This is a genomic window from Saccharothrix longispora, from assembly GCF_031455225.1.
In the GTDB taxonomy this organism is placed as follows: domain Bacteria; phylum Actinomycetota; class Actinomycetes; order Mycobacteriales; family Pseudonocardiaceae; genus Actinosynnema; species Actinosynnema longispora.
Genome location: NZ_JAVDSG010000001.1, coordinates 4291620 through 4307734 on the forward strand (window position 1 = coordinate 4291620; position 16115 = coordinate 4307734).

Annotated in this window: 12 protein-coding genes and 2 pseudogenes; 5 read left to right on the forward strand and 9 right to left on the reverse strand. The window is 71.4% G+C overall.

All coding sequences use genetic code 11. The annotated features are described in order from the left end of the window. Position 1 precedes the first annotated feature (1 nt). Together J2S66_RS17155 and J2S66_RS17160 are read right to left on the reverse strand one after the other, a co-directional pair. Positions 2-715 carry a gamma-glutamyl-gamma-aminobutyrate hydrolase family protein gene (locus J2S66_RS17155; RefSeq protein ID WP_310308113.1) on the reverse strand — a complete coding sequence of 238 codons (714 nt, stop codon included), beginning with the start codon at positions 713-715 and terminating at the stop codon, positions 2-4. Further along, positions 696-2036 carry a glutamine synthetase family protein gene (locus tag J2S66_RS17160; RefSeq protein WP_310308114.1) on the reverse strand — a complete coding sequence of 447 codons (1341 nt, stop codon included), beginning with the start codon at positions 2034-2036 and terminating at the stop codon, positions 696-698. Before J2S66_RS17160 ends, J2S66_RS17155 begins: the two co-directional genes overlap by 20 nt. Positions 2037-2159: 123 nt before the next feature. Between J2S66_RS17160 and eat the strand changes: the two genes are divergently transcribed. Together eat and J2S66_RS17170 are read left to right on the forward strand one after the other, a co-directional pair. Further along, positions 2160-3578: an ethanolamine permease gene (gene eat, locus J2S66_RS17165; RefSeq protein ID WP_310308116.1), complete on the forward strand. Its 1419-nt coding sequence runs from the start codon at positions 2160-2162 to the stop codon at positions 3576-3578. Positions 3579-3703: 125 nt separating this feature from the next. Beyond that, on the forward strand, positions 3704-4165 hold the full coding sequence (locus J2S66_RS17170) for a CAP domain-containing protein (RefSeq protein WP_310308117.1): 462 nt from the start codon (positions 3704-3706) through the stop codon (positions 4163-4165). On the opposite strand, the pseudogene J2S66_RS37190 reads toward J2S66_RS17170, so the two are convergent. Beyond that, positions 4161-4871, reverse strand: a pseudogene (locus J2S66_RS37190) (serine hydrolase domain-containing protein); the annotation flags it as partial. The gene J2S66_RS17170 and the pseudogene J2S66_RS37190 sit on opposite strands and share 5 nt — an antisense overlap. Between J2S66_RS37190 and J2S66_RS17180 the strand changes: the two are divergent. The 3 genes from J2S66_RS17180 to J2S66_RS17190 all read left to right on the forward strand — a co-directional run bounded on the left by J2S66_RS17180 (position 4861) and on the right by J2S66_RS17190 (position 8611). After that, positions 4861-5724, forward strand: coding sequence for a 3-hydroxybutyryl-CoA dehydrogenase (locus J2S66_RS17180; RefSeq protein WP_310308120.1), 864 nt, complete (start codon positions 4861-4863; stop codon positions 5722-5724). The pseudogene J2S66_RS37190 and the gene J2S66_RS17180 overlap by 11 nt on opposite strands. A gap of 481 nt (positions 5725-6205) precedes the next feature. Then, the gene (locus J2S66_RS17185) at positions 6206-7234 is read left to right on the forward strand and encodes a tryptophan dimethylallyltransferase family protein (RefSeq protein WP_310308121.1); all 1029 of its coding nucleotides are present in this window, start codon (positions 6206-6208) and stop codon (positions 7232-7234) included. Between the two features lie 18 nt (positions 7235-7252). Continuing rightward, positions 7253-8611: a tryptophanase gene (locus J2S66_RS17190; protein ID WP_310314847.1), complete on the forward strand. Its 1359-nt coding sequence runs from the start codon at positions 7253-7255 to the stop codon at positions 8609-8611. A 289-nt stretch (positions 8612-8900) separates the two neighbouring features. On the opposite strand, the pseudogene J2S66_RS17195 reads toward J2S66_RS17190, so the two are convergent. The 6 genes and pseudogenes from J2S66_RS17195 to J2S66_RS17220 all read right to left on the reverse strand — a co-directional run bounded on the left by J2S66_RS17195 (position 8901) and on the right by J2S66_RS17220 (position 16046). Continuing rightward, positions 8901-9495 (reverse strand): annotated as a pseudogene (locus J2S66_RS17195) (GTP-binding protein). Continuing rightward, positions 9476-9847 carry a DUF742 domain-containing protein gene (locus tag J2S66_RS17200; protein ID WP_306746540.1) on the reverse strand — a complete coding sequence of 124 codons (372 nt, stop codon included), beginning with the start codon at positions 9845-9847 and terminating at the stop codon, positions 9476-9478. The pseudogene J2S66_RS17195 and the gene J2S66_RS17200 overlap by 20 nt, the downstream one beginning before the upstream one ends. After that, positions 9847-10284 carry a roadblock/LC7 domain-containing protein gene (locus J2S66_RS17205; protein WP_306746541.1) on the reverse strand — a complete coding sequence of 146 codons (438 nt, stop codon included), beginning with the start codon at positions 10282-10284 and terminating at the stop codon, positions 9847-9849. The genes J2S66_RS17200 and J2S66_RS17205 overlap by 1 nt, the downstream gene beginning before the upstream one ends. 44 nt (positions 10285-10328) lie before the next feature. Further along, positions 10329-12797, reverse strand: a complete 2469-nt coding sequence (locus tag J2S66_RS17210) for a sensor histidine kinase (protein WP_310308122.1) — start codon at positions 12795-12797, stop codon at positions 10329-10331. Between the two features lie 226 nt (positions 12798-13023). Beyond that, complete coding sequence (locus tag J2S66_RS17215; RefSeq protein WP_310308123.1) at positions 13024-13950, reverse strand: SMP-30/gluconolactonase/LRE family protein; 927 nt, start codon at positions 13948-13950, stop codon at positions 13024-13026. A 635-nt stretch (positions 13951-14585) separates the two neighbouring features. Next, positions 14586-16046 carry a PucR family transcriptional regulator gene (locus J2S66_RS17220; protein ID WP_310308124.1) on the reverse strand — a complete coding sequence of 487 codons (1461 nt, stop codon included), beginning with the start codon at positions 16044-16046 and terminating at the stop codon, positions 14586-14588. Between the last annotated feature and the right edge of the window lie 69 nt (positions 16047-16115).

A 16115-nucleotide genomic window follows, 5' to 3' on the forward strand; every position in this document is an offset into this window, starting at 1 on the left:
CTCACTCCTCCGTCGCGGGCGTGGCGGGTCGGCAGGCCGCCACCAGGGCGGCGAACAGCCGGTCGTCCTCGCGGTCGGCCTCCGGGTGCGACTGCACGCCGAGCGCGAACCGGGCGCCGGGCAGCTCGACGGCCTCCGGGGTGCCGTCGGGCGCGGTCGCGGTGACCAGCAGCCCGTCGCCGAGGACGTCCAGCGCCTGGTGGTGGTGGCAGTGCACGGTCGTGGCCGGACCGACGACGGAGGAGAGCACCGAGCCGGCCGCGACGGTGACGCCGGTGTGCTGGAACACGCCGGGCGCGGTGCTGTGGCCGTCGACGTGCTGCACCAGCGTGCCGCCGAGCGCGACGTTGAGCACCTGCATGCCCCGGCACACGGCCAGCAGCGGCAGGTCGAGCTCGAGCGCGGCGCGGGCCAGGGCCAGTTCGGCGGCGTCGCGCTCGGGGCGCGGCGCTCCGGTGCGCGGGTCGCGCGGTCGGCCGTACCGCGCCGGGTCGACGTCCGCGCCGCCGGCGAGCACCAGGCCGTCGAGGAAGCCGACGGAGTCCGCGTCCCAGTGCCCGACGGGCGGCAGCAGCACGGGGTTGCCGCCCGCGCGCACCACCGAGTCCAGGTAGTCGCGGTGCAGGACGGCCGCCTCCGCGTCCCAGATGCCGAACGTCGCGCGTTCGAGGTACGTGCTGACGCCGATCAGCGGCCTAGAGGCGTTCGAAGCCACGGATGCGCTCCCAGTCGGTCACGGCGGAGTCGAACGCGGCCAGCTCCACCCTGGCCGCGTTGAGGTAGTGGTCCACCACGTCCTGCCCGAACGCCTCGCGCGCGATCTCGCTGCGGCGCAGCAGTGACGCGGCGTCGCGCAGCGTGGACGGCACCGTGGGGCGGTCGGAGGCGTAGGCGTTGCCGGTGAACTCCGCCTCCAGCGGCAGCTCGTTGTCCACGCCGTGCAGACCGGCCGCGATCAGCGCGGCCACCGCGAGGTACGGGTTGACGTCGGCGCCCGGCACCCGGTTCTCGAACCGCAGCCCGTGGCCGTGCCCGACCACGCGCAGCGAGCACGTCCGGTTGTCCCTGCCCCACGCCACGGCGGTCGGCGCGAAGCTGCCGCGCGCGAACCGCTTGTAGGAGTTGATGTTCGGGGCCAGGAAGCAGGTCAGCTCGCGCAGGCCGGCGAGCTGGCCCGCCATGAAGTGCTCCATGAGCCGCGACATGCCGCGCCCCTCGGCGAACACCGGCCGGCCGTCGGCGTCGCGCAGGCTGAGGTGGATGTGGCACGAGCTGCCCTCGCGCTCGTTGTACTTGGCCATGAACGTGAGCGACTTGCCGTGCTGCGCCGCGATCTCCTTGGCGCCGGTCTTGTAGATGCCGTGGTTGTCGCAGGTCGCCAGGGCCTCGGCGTAGCGGAACGCGATCTCGTGCTGGCCGGGGTTGCACTCGCCCTTGGCGGACTCCACGACCATGCCCGCGCCCGCCATGTGGTTGCGGATGGCCCGCAGCAGCGGCTCGACGCGCCCGGTGCCCAGCAGCGAGTAGTCCACGTTGTACTGGTTGGCCGGGACCAGGTCGCGGTAGCCGCTGCTCCAGGCGTCCTCATAAGTGGTGTCGAAGACGATGAACTCCAACTCGGTGCCCACGAACGCGGTCCAGCCGCGCTCCGCGAGCCGGTCGAGCTGCTTCCGGAGGATCTGCCGGGGCGAGACGGCGACGGGGTCGCCGTCCTCCGTCACGATGTCGCACATGACCAGGGCGGTGCCCTCGTGCCACGGCACGCGGCGCAGGGTGGACAGGTCGGGGCGCATGACGAGGTCGCCGTAGCCGCTGTCCCAGGAGGACGAGGCGTAGCCCTCGACGGTGTTCATCTCGACGTCCACGGCGAGCAGGTAGTCGCAGCCCTCGGCGGTGTGCTCCATCACCACGTCGACGAAGTAGCGCGCAGCGCAGCGCTTGCCCTGGAGGCGGCCCTGCATGTCCACGACGGCGACCAGCACCGTGTCGACCTCTCCGCTGTCCACGAGCACGCGCAACTCCTCGACGGAAAGCATCGGCAGTACCTCCAAAGGTATGGCAGCGAACCATTGGACGCACCAATCTTGACACCATCGAGTGGCCCACGCCACCCTCAATTCCCCTTTAAAGGAACGCGACTGACCCATTAGGGAGCGTCGATGGCCAAGCACGTCGAATACGAGAAGGTGGGCAGCGACTACCTGGAGCAACGCCAGTTGAAGCGGGGCGCGGCGGGCTGGGTGCTGCTCGCGGGTCTGGGTGTCTCCTACGTCATCTCCGGCGACTTCGCCGGCTGGAACTTCGGTCTCGCCCAGGGCGGTTGGGGCGGGCTGCTCATCGCGACGGCCCTGATGGGCCTCATGTACACGTGCATGGTGTTCGGCCTGGCGGAGATGGCCTCGGCGCTGCCCGTGGCGGGCGGCGGGTACGGCTTCGCGCGCCGCGCCCTCGGACCGCTCGGCGGGTTCGCCACCGGCGTCGCCATCCTCATCGAGTACGCCATGGCGCCGGCGGCCATCGCGGTGTTCATCGGCGGGTACGTGGAGACGCTCGGGCTGTTCGGGCTCACCAACTCGTGGCCGGTGTACCTGGTGTGCTTCGTGGTGTTCATCGGCGTGCACCTGTACGGCGTGGGCGAGGCGCTGCGGCTGATGTTCGCGATCACCGCCGTCGCGGTGGTGGCGCTCGTGGTGTTCGTGGTCGGCATGGTGCCGAAGTTCGACTCGGCGAAGCTGTTCGACCTGGCCGAGGGCGACTCGTTCCTGCCGTTCGGCGTCACCGGCGTGCTGGCCGCGCTGGTGTTCGGGATCTGGTTCTTCCTCGGCGTGGAGGGCGTGCCGGTGGCCGCGGAGGAGGCGCGCGACCCGCGGCGGGACATGCCGCGCGGCATCATCGCGGCGATGGTCGTGCTGCTGGTGTTCGCCGCGGCCATCCTGGTGTTCGCGGCGGGCGGGGCCGGGTCGGAGGCGCTGAAGGCGTCGGACAACCCGCTGCCGGCGGCGGTGCGCGCGGCCTACGGCGGGGACAACGCGCTCGCCCAGGTCGTGAACTACGTGGGCCTGGCCGGCCTGGTGGCGAGCTTCTTCTCGCTGATCTTCGCCTACTCGCGGCAACTGTTCGCGCTGTCGCGGGCCGGATACCTGCCGCGCTGGCTGTCGCGCACCGGCCGGCGCAAGACGCCGTACCTGGCGCTGGTCGTGCCGGGTGCGATCGGGTTCGCGCTGGCGGCGATCACGCGGAACGGCGCGGTGCTCATCAACATCGCGGTGTTCGGCGCGGCGCTGTCCTACGTGCTGATGACGTTGTCGCACATCGTGCTGCGGGTGCGCGAGCCGGACCTGGAACGGCCCTACCGGACGCCGGGCGGCGCGGTCACCACCGGCGTGGCGCTGGTGCTGGCGGTGGCGGCGGTCGTGGCCACGTTCTTCGTCGACGAGGTGGCCGCCGGGATCACCGCGGGCATCGTCGTGGTGGCGCTGGCCTACTTCTGGTTCTACAGCCGCCACCACCTGGTCGCGTCCGCGCCGGAGGAGGAGTTCGCGGCCATCGCGCAGGCCGAGCAGGAGTTGAAGGACTGACCGGGCCGTCGGGTGGCGGTTCCCCTCGTACCGCCACCCGACTCCACCCGAAGGTGGACTTTCGCTCACCCGCCGCGACGGGAACCCCGTGTCCAACGGGTGCCACCGGGTGAGGAGGTAGGGCCATGACCACCAAGACGTTCGCCACCGGGATCGCCGTCGCGGCACTGCTCGTGACCACGGGCACGGCGACCGCGGCGCCGAGTTCCGAGGAGCGGGTGCTGTCGCTGACCAACGGGGAGCGGGCCGCGGCCGGCTGTCCGGCGCTGACCGCCGACGCGCGGCTCGACTCGGCCGCCAAGCGGCACAACGACGAGATGGCGCGCACCGGGAACTTCAGCCACACGGGTGTCGACGGCAGCACGCCGGCGCAGCGCGTGACCGAGGCCGGCTACACCTACCGCGTCACGGCGGAGAACATCGCGATGGGCCAGGGCACGGCCGAGGAGGTCGTGAGCTCGTGGATGGCCAGCGAGGGCCACCGCGCCAACATCCTGAACTGCGACCTGCGCGACCTGGGCGTCGCGTTCGCCACCGACGCGGGCGGGCGCACGTACTGGACGCAGGAGTTCGGCCTGCACCAGTGATCCCGGTCCGCGGCCACCGGGTCAGCAGTAGACCTCCGAGCGGCCGGAGGACGCGCTCGACGAGCACCCCGGCGACGACGTAGTCGGTGTTGGAGTGGCGCCGGCCCGTGCCGGGCTCGAAGTTCGACGGGTGGCGGAACGCCTCGTCCAGCAGCTCCTGCGGCCGGTAGCCCCGGAACCGGCCGGCGCCGCGCCACCGGTTGGTCGACCAGCCCTCGCCGTGCGCGTAGTCGTAGAGCCCGCTGGTGTGGTTGAGCACCTGGCGCACGGTGATCAGGTCGCCCTTCGGCACGCCGGCGACGTACCGGCCCACGGGGTCGTCCAGCCGCACCCTGTCCTCGTCCACGAGTTGCAGGACGACCGTGGCGACGAAGGTCTTGGTGACGCTGCCGATGCGGAAGTACCCGTCGGTCCGCGCCTCGCCGGCGGCGTCCGCGCGTGGGCCGGCGGTGTCCTCGACGGCGAGCGGGGCACTCGCCGCCCACCCCTGCTCGACCCACTCGTCCAGAGCGGGAAGGCGCAGGCCAGGGCCGGCACGGCACCGACGGCCGCGGTTCCGATCATCATGCCGGCGACGCCGGGGAAGGCCGCAACGGCCGACCACGGTGAGCGCCGCATGATCGACTGCGGAAAACCCACCCCGCGTCCGGCATCGCGCCCGTGCCCCTCCGCGGGCGCCCTGGCAGGATCGGGGCGTGAGTGACATTCAACGTGTTGGAGTGGTGGGCTCGGGCCTGATGGGTTCCGGCATCGCCGAGGTCTGCGCCCGCGCCGGCCTCGACGTGCTGGTGGCCGAGGTCAGCCCGGACGCCACGGAGGCCGCGCGCGGGCGGATCGCCTCGTCGCTGGGCCGAGGGGTGCGCAGCGGGAAGCTGTCCACCGAGGACCGGGACGCCGCACTGGAGCGCCTGCGGTTCACCACCGACCTCGCCGACTTCGCCGACCGGAACCTGGTCGTGGAGGCCGTCGCGGAGAACGAGCAGGTCAAGACCGAGGTCTTCGCGGCGGTGGACCAGGTGGTCACCGACCGGGACGCGATCTTCGCGTCGAACACCTCGTCGATCCCGATCATGAAGCTGGGCATGGCCACCAGCCGGCCGGAGCAGGTCATCGGCGTGCACTTCTTCAACCCGGTGCCGGTGCTGAAACTGGTGGAGCTGGTGCCGTCGCTGCTGACGGGCGAGCAGACCAAGGCCCGCGCGGAGGCGTTCGTGACCGACGTCCTGCACAAGGAGGTCATCCGCTCGCAGGACCGGGCCGGGTTCGTGGTGAACGCGCTGCTCATCCCGTACCTGCTGTCGTCGATCCGGATGCTGGAGTCCGGGTTCGCCAGCGCGGAGGACATCGACAACGGCATGGTGCTGGGCTGCGCGCACCCGATGGGCCCGCTGCGCCTGACCGACCTGATCGGCCTGGACACGACCAAGGCCATCGCCGAGTCGATGTACGAGGAGTTCAAGGAGCCGCTCTACTCGCCGCCGCCGCTGCTGCTGCGCATGGTGGACGCGGGCCTGCTGGGCAAGAAGAGCGGGCGCGGGTTCCACAACTACGCGTCCTGAGACCCGCCCGACCCCGACGGGGCCGCCGATCCACGTGGATCGGCGGCCCCGTTCGCGTACCCGGGTCGTGGCGCGGCCGGGTGGGCCGCCGTCGGGAACAATTAACAGAAGTGTCTCGAATGGGTCAGCGGGCAATCCGGCCGAACGCTCGACCGTACCCCACGCCGAAGTGCGCACAAAATACCACGATGCGTCATCGGTGATCGTCCGCACATTGGTGCGAAAGTATGACAGTGGTCTAGTCAATAGGCCGTTCGGAGCAGTCTTGATTACCGTTCTCTGCGGACGGCACCCTGATCGACAACGGCCCTGACGTGCCTTTAGAGTGCCCTACGTCACGCTAGGGCCGCCCGGTGGACAAGATTGGTTCGCCTAGCGTAACTTTCGGTTCGCACCCCACGAGGAGAACCCCGCCTTGGACCCCCACAACGTTTCCATACGCGATTTCACAGGCCGCCAGCTGAGCGCGATCCTGCATTCTGTGGGCATCACCGGAAACACCGTCAAGTCCGTCGGCCTGCTCGCGGAGACCTTGGGTCCCGGGGGTCTGCACCCGATTTCCGAGAACCCCGCGTGGCCCTCCGGCGTGGCCGACGACCACTCCCCCGTCGAGTTCTCCGCGGCCTTCGAGGCCGACCGGCCGCCGACCGTCCGCGCGATCGTGGAAACCAGCGCCACCAGGCCGTCCAGGTCGGCCAACGTCTCGGCCGCGCTCGCCGCGCTCGACCGGCTCCGACGCCGGGAGTCCCTCGACGCGACGCGCTTCGACGCCGTCCGCGACCTGTTCCTCCCGGAACGCCTGGAACACGATTTCGCGTTCTGGTACTCACTGGTCTTCCGGGCCGGCGCGGCACCCGCCGTGAAGGTGTACTTCAACCCTGAAGTACGCGGTCCGGAAGCGGCCGGCGGATTGGTGCGGGAAGCGCTCGGCCGAACCGGTTTCGCCGCCGGTTTCCCGGTCCTGCGCGACCACGCGGTGACCCGCTCCGGGCTCGACACGTATTCCTTCTTCGCGCTCGACCTGCTCGACCCGCGGCAGGCCCGGGTCAAGGTGTACGTCTCGCACCAGAGCGCCGGGGTAACCGAAGTCACCCGCGCGGCCAAAGCCGCCCACGGCGTCGACGTGGACAGGGTGCCCGACTTCTGCCTGCTCACCGGCGGCCGCTCGGAGGCGTTCGACGGGCGCCCGCTGATTTCCAGCTACACGTTCCTGGACGGCGACGTCGCCGCCCCCAGCGGGTATTCCCTGTACGTGCCCATCAGGGACTACGTCGCGGACGACGAGGAAGCCCGCAGGCGCGTGCTCCAGGTCATGTCGAAGTACGGCCTCGACCCCACCCAGTTCGACAACGCCCTGCGCGCCGTCGCCAGGCGCCCGCTCGACGAGGGCGTCGGCCTGATCGCGCACGTGTCGCTGCGCATGGGCAGGCCGCGCCCCGGCATCACCGTGTACCTGTCGTCCGAGGCGTACGACGTGGCGTCCCCGCGCCCGGTCAGCCTGGTTGTCTAGGAGTCCGCAGTGCCCATCATGGAGCCGTACCGCATCAAGGTCGTGGAGCCGATCCCGATCACCACGCGAGAGCACCGCGAACGGGCGCTCGCCGCCGCCGGGTACAACCCGTTCAACCTCGCCGCCACCGACGTGACGATCGACCTGCTCAGCGACTCGGGCACCGGCGCCCTGTCGGCGGAGCAGCAGTCCGCCGGACTGCGCGGTGACGAGACCTACGCGGGCGCGCGCTCCTACTACCGGTTCCGCGACGTGGTCGAGGGCCTGACCGGCTACCCGCACCTGTGGCCCGTGCACCAGGGCCGTGCGGCCGAGCGCATCCTGTTCACCGCGCTGCTCAAGCCCGGCCAGGTCTGCGTCGGCAACACCCACTTCGACACCACGCGCGCGAACATCGAGATCCTCGGCGGCCAGGCCGTCGACCTGCCCTGCCAGGCCGCCAAGGACCTCGACAGCGACGCGCCGTTCAAGGGCGACATCGACCTGGACGCGCTGGAGGCCGTGCTCTCCGGTCCCCAGGACGTCGCCCTGGTGCTCATGACCATCACCAACAACGGCGGCGGCGGCCAGCCGGTGTCGATGGGGAACCTCAAGGCCGCGGCGGCCATCGCCCGGCGGCACGGCGTGCCGTTCTTCCTCGACGCCGCGCGCTTCGCCGAGAACGCCTGGCTCGTCACCCAGCGGGAGCCCGGCTACACCGACCGCACGCCGCGCGAGGTGGCCGAGGAGGCGTTCCGGATCTCCGACGGCTGCGTGGCGAGCCTGAAGAAGGACGCGATCGTCCACATCGGAGGGTTGCTGGCGGTCAAGGACCCCGAGCTGGCGCAGAAGTGCGAGCTGCTGCTCATCGCCACCGAGGGGTTCCGCACCTACGGCGGGCTCGCCGGGCGCGACCTGGAGATGCTGGCCCAGGGCCTGCTGGAGGTCACCGAGCCGTCGTACCTGCGGGCCCGCGCGGAAGCGACGGCGTACGTGGCGGACCTCGCCGCCGCCGGCGGCGTGGACAGCGTCCGACCGACCGGCGTGCACGCCGTGTACCTCAACGCCGGCCGGCTGCTGCCCCACCTCCCGCCGGCGCGGTTCCCGGGGTTCGCCCTGGCGACCGAGCTGTACCTGGCGGGCGGCATCCGGTGCGCCGAACTGGGCTCGCTCTACCTGGGCGAGCTGGACGACGGGGGGAACCTGCTCAAGGCCGCGCCGTACGAGCTGGTCCGCCTGGCCATCCCGCGCCGCGTCTACACGCAGAGCCACCTGGAGTACGTCGGTGAGGTCCTGGCCGGGATCGCGCAGGACCCGGAGCGGGTCCCCGGCTACCGGCTGACCCACGCCCCGCCCCTGCTGCGCCACTTCAACTGCCGCTTGGAGCCCGTGTCCTGAGCGGATGAGGGCTCGGCGCCACCACCACGCGGAACGCCGGGCGGTGGGTCGCCGGTCGGGTTCCGCCGCGCGTAGGCCGCGGACCGAGCCCGGGCGAGGTCGTCGAGCCGCGCCGGTGAGGCGTCCCGGACGTACCGCTCGGTACGTTCCGGGGCCGGAATCGTCGGACCCCGCCGGCAAGGTCGAGAACAGGGGTCCCCTTGGGCGGGGACCCCTGCGGAGCGTTCACCCGGCCGGCGCGTCCGGGGTCGGCGCGTCCCGGACCGGCGTCCCGTCAGGCCGGCACGGCTCAGGCCATCGCGTCGAGCCGGTCCATCGTGTGCTGGATCAGGCTGATCAGCACCGACTTCGCCGACTCGCGATCCCGCGCGTCGCACAGCACGAGCGGGATCGCGGCGTCCACGTCGAGGGCCCGGCGGACCTCCTCGACCTCGTAGTTGTGGGCTCCCTCGAAGCAGTTCACGGCGATGATGAACGGGATGCCGCGGCGCTCGAAGAAGTCGATCGACGGGAAGCTGCTGTCCAGCCGCCGGGTGTCGACGAGGATGACCGCGCCGATCGCCCCGAAGGCGAGCTCGTCCCACATGAACCAGAAGCGGTTCTGACCGGGGGTGCCGAACAGGTACAGCACCACCTCCGGGTTGATGGTGATGCGACCGAAGTCCAGGGCGACCGTGGTGGTCTCCTTGTTCTCCAGCCCGACCACGTCATCCACGCCGACACCGGCCTCGGTGAGCAGCTCCTCGGTGTGCAGCGGGGGGATCTCGCTGACCGAGTTGACCATCGTCGTCTTGCCGGTGCCGAACCCCCCCGGCGATGACGATCTTGACTGGGGTGGGGACCAGCAGTTCCCCACCCGGCCGCTCAGATTCCACGGACACCATCCAGCACAGCCTGCAGCAGGTTCCGGTCCGGCACTTGCGGGACTCGGGCGGGATCTCGGATCACGACGTCACCTCGCTGGATGAGGTCGCTCAACAGGACCTTGACGACCACCAGGGGGACGTCGAGGTAGGCGGCGACCTCGGCCACGGACAACGGGCGCCGGCAGAGCTCCATGATCTCCAGGTGCTCGACCGACAGCGCGTCGGGGTCCGACGGCGAGGGCATCGCGCGCACCTGGGTGACCAGGTGCAGTTCGGGGCGCAGCGGACGGGTCCGGCCGCGCACCATGGCGTAGGGCCGGACGAGGGGGCCCGCCGCCTCGTCATACCACCAGTCCTCGCGGGGCGGCATCAGGAAGACCTTCGGGCGGTCGGCAGGCTCGCCGCGGCTGTCCCGCGCGGCGCCGACGACAGGTAGGTCCCGACTCGCTTGACCAGCATGTTCATCTCGTAGGCGATCATGCCCATGTCCGAGTCCTCTTCGCCCAGCACGGCCAGGCACGCGCCGTGGCCGGCCGCGGTGACGAAGAGGTAGGCGTGCTCCATCTCCACGATGGTCTGCCGCACGGCGCCGCCGCCGAAGTGCCGGCCGGTGCCGCGGGCCAGGCTCTGGAACGCGGAGGCCATCGCCGACAGGTGGTCCGAGTCGTCCTTCGACAGTCCTGGTGAACGGCCCAGCAGCAGACCGTCCGCGGAGAGGACCACGGCGTGGCGAGCTCCGACCACCCGGCCGACCAGGTCCTCCAACAACCAGTTCAGCTCGTTGTGCTGGCTGCTCATGTCGTTCATCGGGTTGCCTTTCCGGTTTCCAGTCGTCCGGCCACTGCTGCTGGTCAGGGTTCGAGGTCGTCGCCGGAGGTCCGGCGGGCGTCGCGGGTGCCCCGTTGGAACGCCGACAGCCCCTTGCGGGCCTTCTCGGCGGACTGCTCGGGATCGACCTCGGTGAGCGGTTCGGGCGAAGGGTGGAAATCGTTGCGCACCAGTTGGGGCGCCAGGTTCTGCTGGCGGCGCCTGCGTGGCAGTTCGGGTCGACCGCCGGGGCCGGTGCCACCGGCGGCCGGTTCGCCGTTGTTCGCGGACCGCTCCTCGGGGGCCCGCTTGCGCTGCGGCAGGTCCAGCTCGCCGCTGCGCTGCGACAGGTCCAGGGTGCCGCTGCGCTGCGGCAGGTCGAGCCCGCCGCTCAGTCGCTCGACCTCTGGAAGGGGATTCGGGTCGGCTTCGGCGTTGGCTGCCGCCTCGGCCTGGGCCCAGAAGCCCTCCAGGTCGCGGGAGTTGTCGGGAAACCTGGCGTCTCGCACTGAGTCGTCGCCCTGCTCCGGGATCTCGTGGTAAGTACGGCGCGGCAGCTGCCGCGTCTCGGCGGGTTCCGTCGCCGTGGTGGGGCCCGCGACGATCGAGGACGGGATCAGCACGAGGGCCAGCGTGCCGCCGTAGGGCGACTCGCGCAGCTCGACGTGGATGCCCCGGCGGGCGGCCAGACGGGCGACGACGAACAGGCCGAGGCGCGATTCGCCGCGCAGGCGCATCGCGTCGAACTCCGGCGGGTCGGCGAGCATGGCGTTGTGCTGCTCGCGGTCCTCCGGGTTGATGCCGAGTCCGTGGTCCTCGATCTCCACCACGATGCCCTGGGGGACCTCGCTCGCGTGGACCTGCACCTGGGAGCGCGGCGAGGAGAACGCGGTGGCGTTGTCGACCAGTTCGGCGACGAGGTGGATGGTGTCGGCGACAGCGGCGCCGACCAGCGCGGTGTCGGGGATCGGGTTGACCTTCACCCGCACGTACTGCTCGGTCTCGGCCACGGCGGCGCGCAGCACGTCCTGGAGCCGGACGGGCTTGCGCCACTGCCGTCCCGGCTGCTCGCCGGCCAGGATGATCAGGTTCTCGGCGTTGCGGCGGGCGCGGGTGGCGAGGTGGTCGAGCTGGAACAGCGCGTCGAGCTGCTCCGGGTTCTCCTCCTCGCGCTCCAGCTTGTCGAGGATCTTGAGCTGGCGGTGCACGAGGCCCTGGTTGCGGTGGGCGATGTCGAGGAAGACCCGGTTGACGCCCTCGCGGGCCTGGCTCTCCTTCACGGCCGCGGCGACGGCGGTGTACTGGGCGGCGTTGAACGCGTCGGCCACCTGGCCGATCTCGTCACTGCCGTAGTCCAGCGGCGGGACCTCGACCTCGACGTCGACGTGCTTGCCCTCGCGCAGCCGGTCGACGATGTCGGGCAGGCGCTCGTGGGCCAGGGCCAGCGAGTCCTTCTTCAGCGCCGTGAGGCGGGTGATCAGGGCGCGGTTGACCAGGCGGTTCGACGTGCGGACCGCGATCAGGATGCCGACGATCACGGCGAGCAGGGCGATGAGGGAGCCGATGAGCACGGTGCGGAACTTGCTCTCGCCGCGGGCCATGGTGATCTCGACGGCGTCGGACGCCTGCTCGTCCACCAGGGCGGTCAGCTCGGCCGAGATGGGTCCGCTGAGGTTCTGCCAGTCCTGGAGCGTACCGGCCCTGACCGGGTCGTCGCCGTTCTGGACCAGCCTGTTCTCGAACTCGATCAGCCGCTTCCACTGGTCGCCGTCGACCATGAACTGGTAGTGCTCGCGCGTCCGCTGGAGGGCGTAGGGGGCGATCGAGTCGTAGGACGAGTGGTAGGCGCCGACCAGGCTCGCGAACTCGACGTGCTCCTCGGGGGTGAACTCGCCCGCGGCCAGCGCGCCCGAGGCGAGCGAGGTGGCGCGGGACATCCAGTCGGCGGCCTTGAAGTAGTCGGCCGCGGTGATGGCGTTCTGCACCGACTGGTGGTCGGGCACGATGCGGGCCTGCACGTTGAACAGCGCGTTGCCCGCGTCGAGGACGCTGTTGTAGTACGTGTAGATCTCGGTCTTGGAGGCGCGGCCGGACTCCAGCGCGGACCGGCGCTGCGGCAGTTGGTCGAGCAGCGCGTTCAGGGCGTTGATCCGGTCGACGATCTCCCGCGGCGCGGAGGACGCCAGTTCCTCGAACGCGGCGCGCATCTCGGTGACCGAGCGGTCGGTGGCCTGCTGCTGGGCCTCCAGGTCGCTGGTGCCGCGGTCCGGCTGGCTCAGCGCCGTCATGCTCAGCTCGCGCTCCTTCTGGATCGCGGCGAAGGACTGGACGGCCGGGATCGAGGCGTCCTTGACGCCTGAGGCGACGGCGCGCAGGTAGAAGCCGTCGAAGACGGTGTAGGAGGAGAACAGGGCCCACATGATGAGCAGGACGATGCTGGGGACGACGACAACACCCGTGAGCCGCGAACGGATGGTCTTGTAGTTCGTCTCCGTGGTGCTCTTCTGCTTCACAGCGCTCCGCAGCCTCGTCCTCGTTGGCAGGTCAGACGCAGCGCTAGGACCACTGCCTCTTCTTCACCCGATCGGCCACAGAACGGTAACACCGGAAGATCATTATTACGAAGAGACAGCGATCACTTGCGCGACGCGACGATGAGGTTACCCAGTCGAGTGACGCCACGAACAGGGGGCCGATGTGAACTTCTGAACACCGGCCCCCCGACTTTCCCCGTTCGGTTCACGCCCGGGGAACGGAAACCGCGTCGTACGTCGTCGTGGGCGTGGGCGGGGTGGTGAAGCGCGCGTTCGGCAGGTACAGCCGGTGACCGAACGAGGCGACCGTGGTGGGCACGTCGAATCGCGGGTCGGTGATCCTGGTCACCAGCCTGCCGCCGCTCCCGTCCCTGGTGAGGGCGAACACCGCCACGGTGTTCAGCCTGTTCTGCACCACGTGGAGGGTCCGCCCCTCGACGAGCAGGCCGTCACCGTTCGTCAGCACCTCGCCGCCCAGGTCGACGAGATCGGTCACGCCGGTCCTCTTGTCCACCCGGTGCAGTTGGCCGGTGTTGCTCTGGACGATCAACAGCGCTTTGCCGTCCGGGGTCTCCGCGATCCCGTTCGCGTTGTTCACGCCGGGAGTCAGCACGAAGTCGCCGGTGAGCGGAATCGGGGTGTGCGACTCGGGCAGGGCGCCGAACCGGCCGAAGGGGATCTTGTACAGCGCGGACTTGCGCGAGTCGGTGAAGTACGCGGCCTCATCGGTGATCACCACGTCGTTGACGAACGTGTCGCTCCCGGCGAAGTCGTAACTCCTGAGGATCTCTCCTGTTCTCGCGTCGACCACCCGGCCGTCGCCCCCGGCGCCACCCGCCACGAACAGCCGCTCGCGCCGATCGACCTTCAACCCGACCGACGCCGTGCCGGGCCCCTGGCTGAACACCTCGCCCCGCCCGGTGCGGAGGTCGACCCGGAACAGGTCGCCGTCGGCCCGCGACCCGAAGTACGCGGTGGGCGCGTCCCCGATCGCGATGCCCTCCGGCAGGAACCCGTCGGGGAGGGGGAACTCGGAGGGGAACGCGTGCGCGGGCGCTGCGGTGGCGGGCGCGGCGGTGACGAGGGAGACCCCCAGCACCACGGCGGCCAGCGCACCGAGTGTGCGAGACATGACCACTCCTTCACGGTTGAGTCCGCCGCGAGTCTTCCGCGACGGGCGACGCGGGGAGAAGGCCCTACAGGGAAGCGACAGGAAGGGCGGCCGCCGCGACCGGCACCCGCCGGAGTCGGCGGCGATGCCCGAGGAGGTCACGGACCGCCTGGTGGAGAGCGCGAACACCGGCCGCCGGTGCGGGGAGTGGGCGCCGTGCTCCCGCGAGCCGTCAGGGCTGGTCGCGGAACACCTGGTCGCGGTAGGACCGGAACTCGTGCCAGGCGACGGGATCCCCCTCCCGCAGCAGGTCGCCCTCGGACAGGTCCACCGGGCGGCAGCCGATCCCCTCCCGAGGCGGAAGATCGCGGCGAGCGCGCCGTCACCGCCGCCGCGCACGTGCAGCATGATCGCCTCGACCGGGTCGCGGTGGCCGGTGTCGACCTCGGTGCTCCAGCCCTCGCCGGTCGGCACGCCCCGGACGGGATCGTTCAGGTCGATGCCCGGCTCGGCCGCGCGCAGGCCGTCGTGCACGGCGGCGAGCGGTCCGATCGGGGACAGCCGCGCGTCGGGGGCAGGTCGTCGACGGACCTCAGGTCCTCGGACAACGGGTGCGGCATGACGTCCCAGCTCACCCGCGCAGTGGGCCGGCCGCGTCAGCCCGCCTGGAGGGCCAGGTAGAGGTCGACGCGTTCGGCGAAGTTCGACAGGTCCGCGCCGAGCAGGTCCTCCACCCGGCCGATGCGGTAGCGCAGGGTGTTCACGTGGACGTGCAGGCGGCCGGCGGCGGTGGTCCACGAGCCCGAGCAGTCGAGGAAGACGCGCAGGGTGCCCAGCAGGTCCGAGCCGTGCTCGGCGTCGTAGTCGACGACCGGGCCCAGCAGGCGACGGCGCAGGGAGCCCCTCAGCTCCTCCGGGACACCGGCCAGCAGCAGCTGGTGGAACGCGATCTCCTCGCCCGCCACGACCTGGGTCCGGCCGGTTCGCCGCTCCCCCAGCCTGCGCGCGTGCGACGCCTCCTCCGCCGCGCCGCGCAGACCGGTGTGGCCCACCGGGGACGAGATGCCGACCAGGAAGCGGGTGGCGCCCAGGCCCGGCTCCAGGACGCGCAGCGCCGACCGCACGTCGTCCACCCACGGACCGGCGGGGGCCAGCGCGTAGACCTCCTCGCCGATCCCGGCCACCAGGGACCGGGGCGTGACCGCCGCCAGCACCTCTTCGAGCAGGGCGGCGGCTCCGGCGGTGGTGCCGGCCCGGCCGCCGGACAGCGAGGCCGCCACGACGCGCAGCGGGGCGTCGGGGTCCCAGCCGACGGCGGCCACGCGGGCGGACAGGTCACCGCCCGCCAGCACCTGGCGCAGCAAGGGGCCCGCCGCGCGGTTCTCGATCTCCCGCCCCTGCACGACGCGCGCCCGTTCGACACCCACCAGGCTGGCCAGTTCGGCGGCGACCTCGTCGCGGGTGCGGTCGCCGGAGACGACGAGGACCCACGACGTCAGCCTCGGCCCGCCGCGCGCGGCCACCGGCAGCAGCGTCACACCGCGCACCACTCGCGGGAGCCGGTCGGCCAGCAGGAACTCGCGGACCAGAAAGGCCGGGTCGTCCGGCTCCGGTCCCGCCACGACGTGGCCGGTGCACGCGAGCACCAGGCAGGGCGCGCCCAGCTCGGCCGCGCCCGCCGCGATCAGCTCCGCCAGGTCGCCGCCGTCGGCGACCACGGTCAACAACCGCCGGTGCCGGTCCAGCTGGGCGCCCGCCGCGCCGACCCGTTCGGCGGCCAGCTCCAGCACGACGTGCTCGGTGATCGTCGCGAACGACAGGTCCACCGGCACCTCCAGCAGCGGCACGCCGTGTCGTTCGCACGCCTCCACCAGGGCCGGGGGCAACGCGCCCGCCTCGGGTGGGCCGGCCGCCAGCGCCGCCACGCCGGAGGCGGCCAACGACGCCACGAACGTGTCGCAGTCGGCGTCCGTGCGGTGCCACAGCAGACCGGACAGCACCAGCTCGCCGCCCGAGAGGTAGCGCGCCGGATCGGGCAGCTCGGTGCCGTAGAGCCCGGTCACCGGGCGGTCGAGCAGGTCCGCGCCGACGACCGGTCGGAGTCGGAGTTCGGGCATCCCCACCAGGCTGCGAACCAGCAACACGCACGTCCCCTCCGCGTCACCCGGCGCGTCTAGCCTCGTCCG

Coding starts and splice junctions, on each gene's coding strand:
- J2S66_RS17220 (WP_310308124.1), bottom strand. CDS start 16,046: ATGCCCGAACTCCGACTCCGACCGGTCGTCGGCGCGGACCTGCTCGAC.
- J2S66_RS17160 (WP_310308114.1), bottom strand. CDS start 2,036: ATGCTTTCCGTCGAGGAGTTGCGCGTGCTCGTGGACAGCGGAGAGGTC.
- J2S66_RS17170 (WP_310308117.1), top strand. CDS start 3,704: ATGACCACCAAGACGTTCGCCACCGGGATCGCCGTCGCGGCACTGCTC.
- J2S66_RS17200 (WP_306746540.1), bottom strand. CDS start 9,847: ATGCCGCCCCGCGAGGACTGGTGGTATGACGAGGCGGCGGGCCCCCTC.
- J2S66_RS17205 (WP_306746541.1), bottom strand. CDS start 10,284: ATGAACGACATGAGCAGCCAGCACAACGAGCTGAACTGGTTGTTGGAG.
- J2S66_RS17215 (WP_310308123.1), bottom strand. CDS start 13,950: ATGTCTCGCACACTCGGTGCGCTGGCCGCCGTGGTGCTGGGGGTCTCC.
- eat (WP_310308116.1), top strand. CDS start 2,160: ATGGCCAAGCACGTCGAATACGAGAAGGTGGGCAGCGACTACCTGGAG.
- J2S66_RS17190 (WP_310314847.1), top strand. CDS start 7,253: ATGGAGCCGTACCGCATCAAGGTCGTGGAGCCGATCCCGATCACCACG.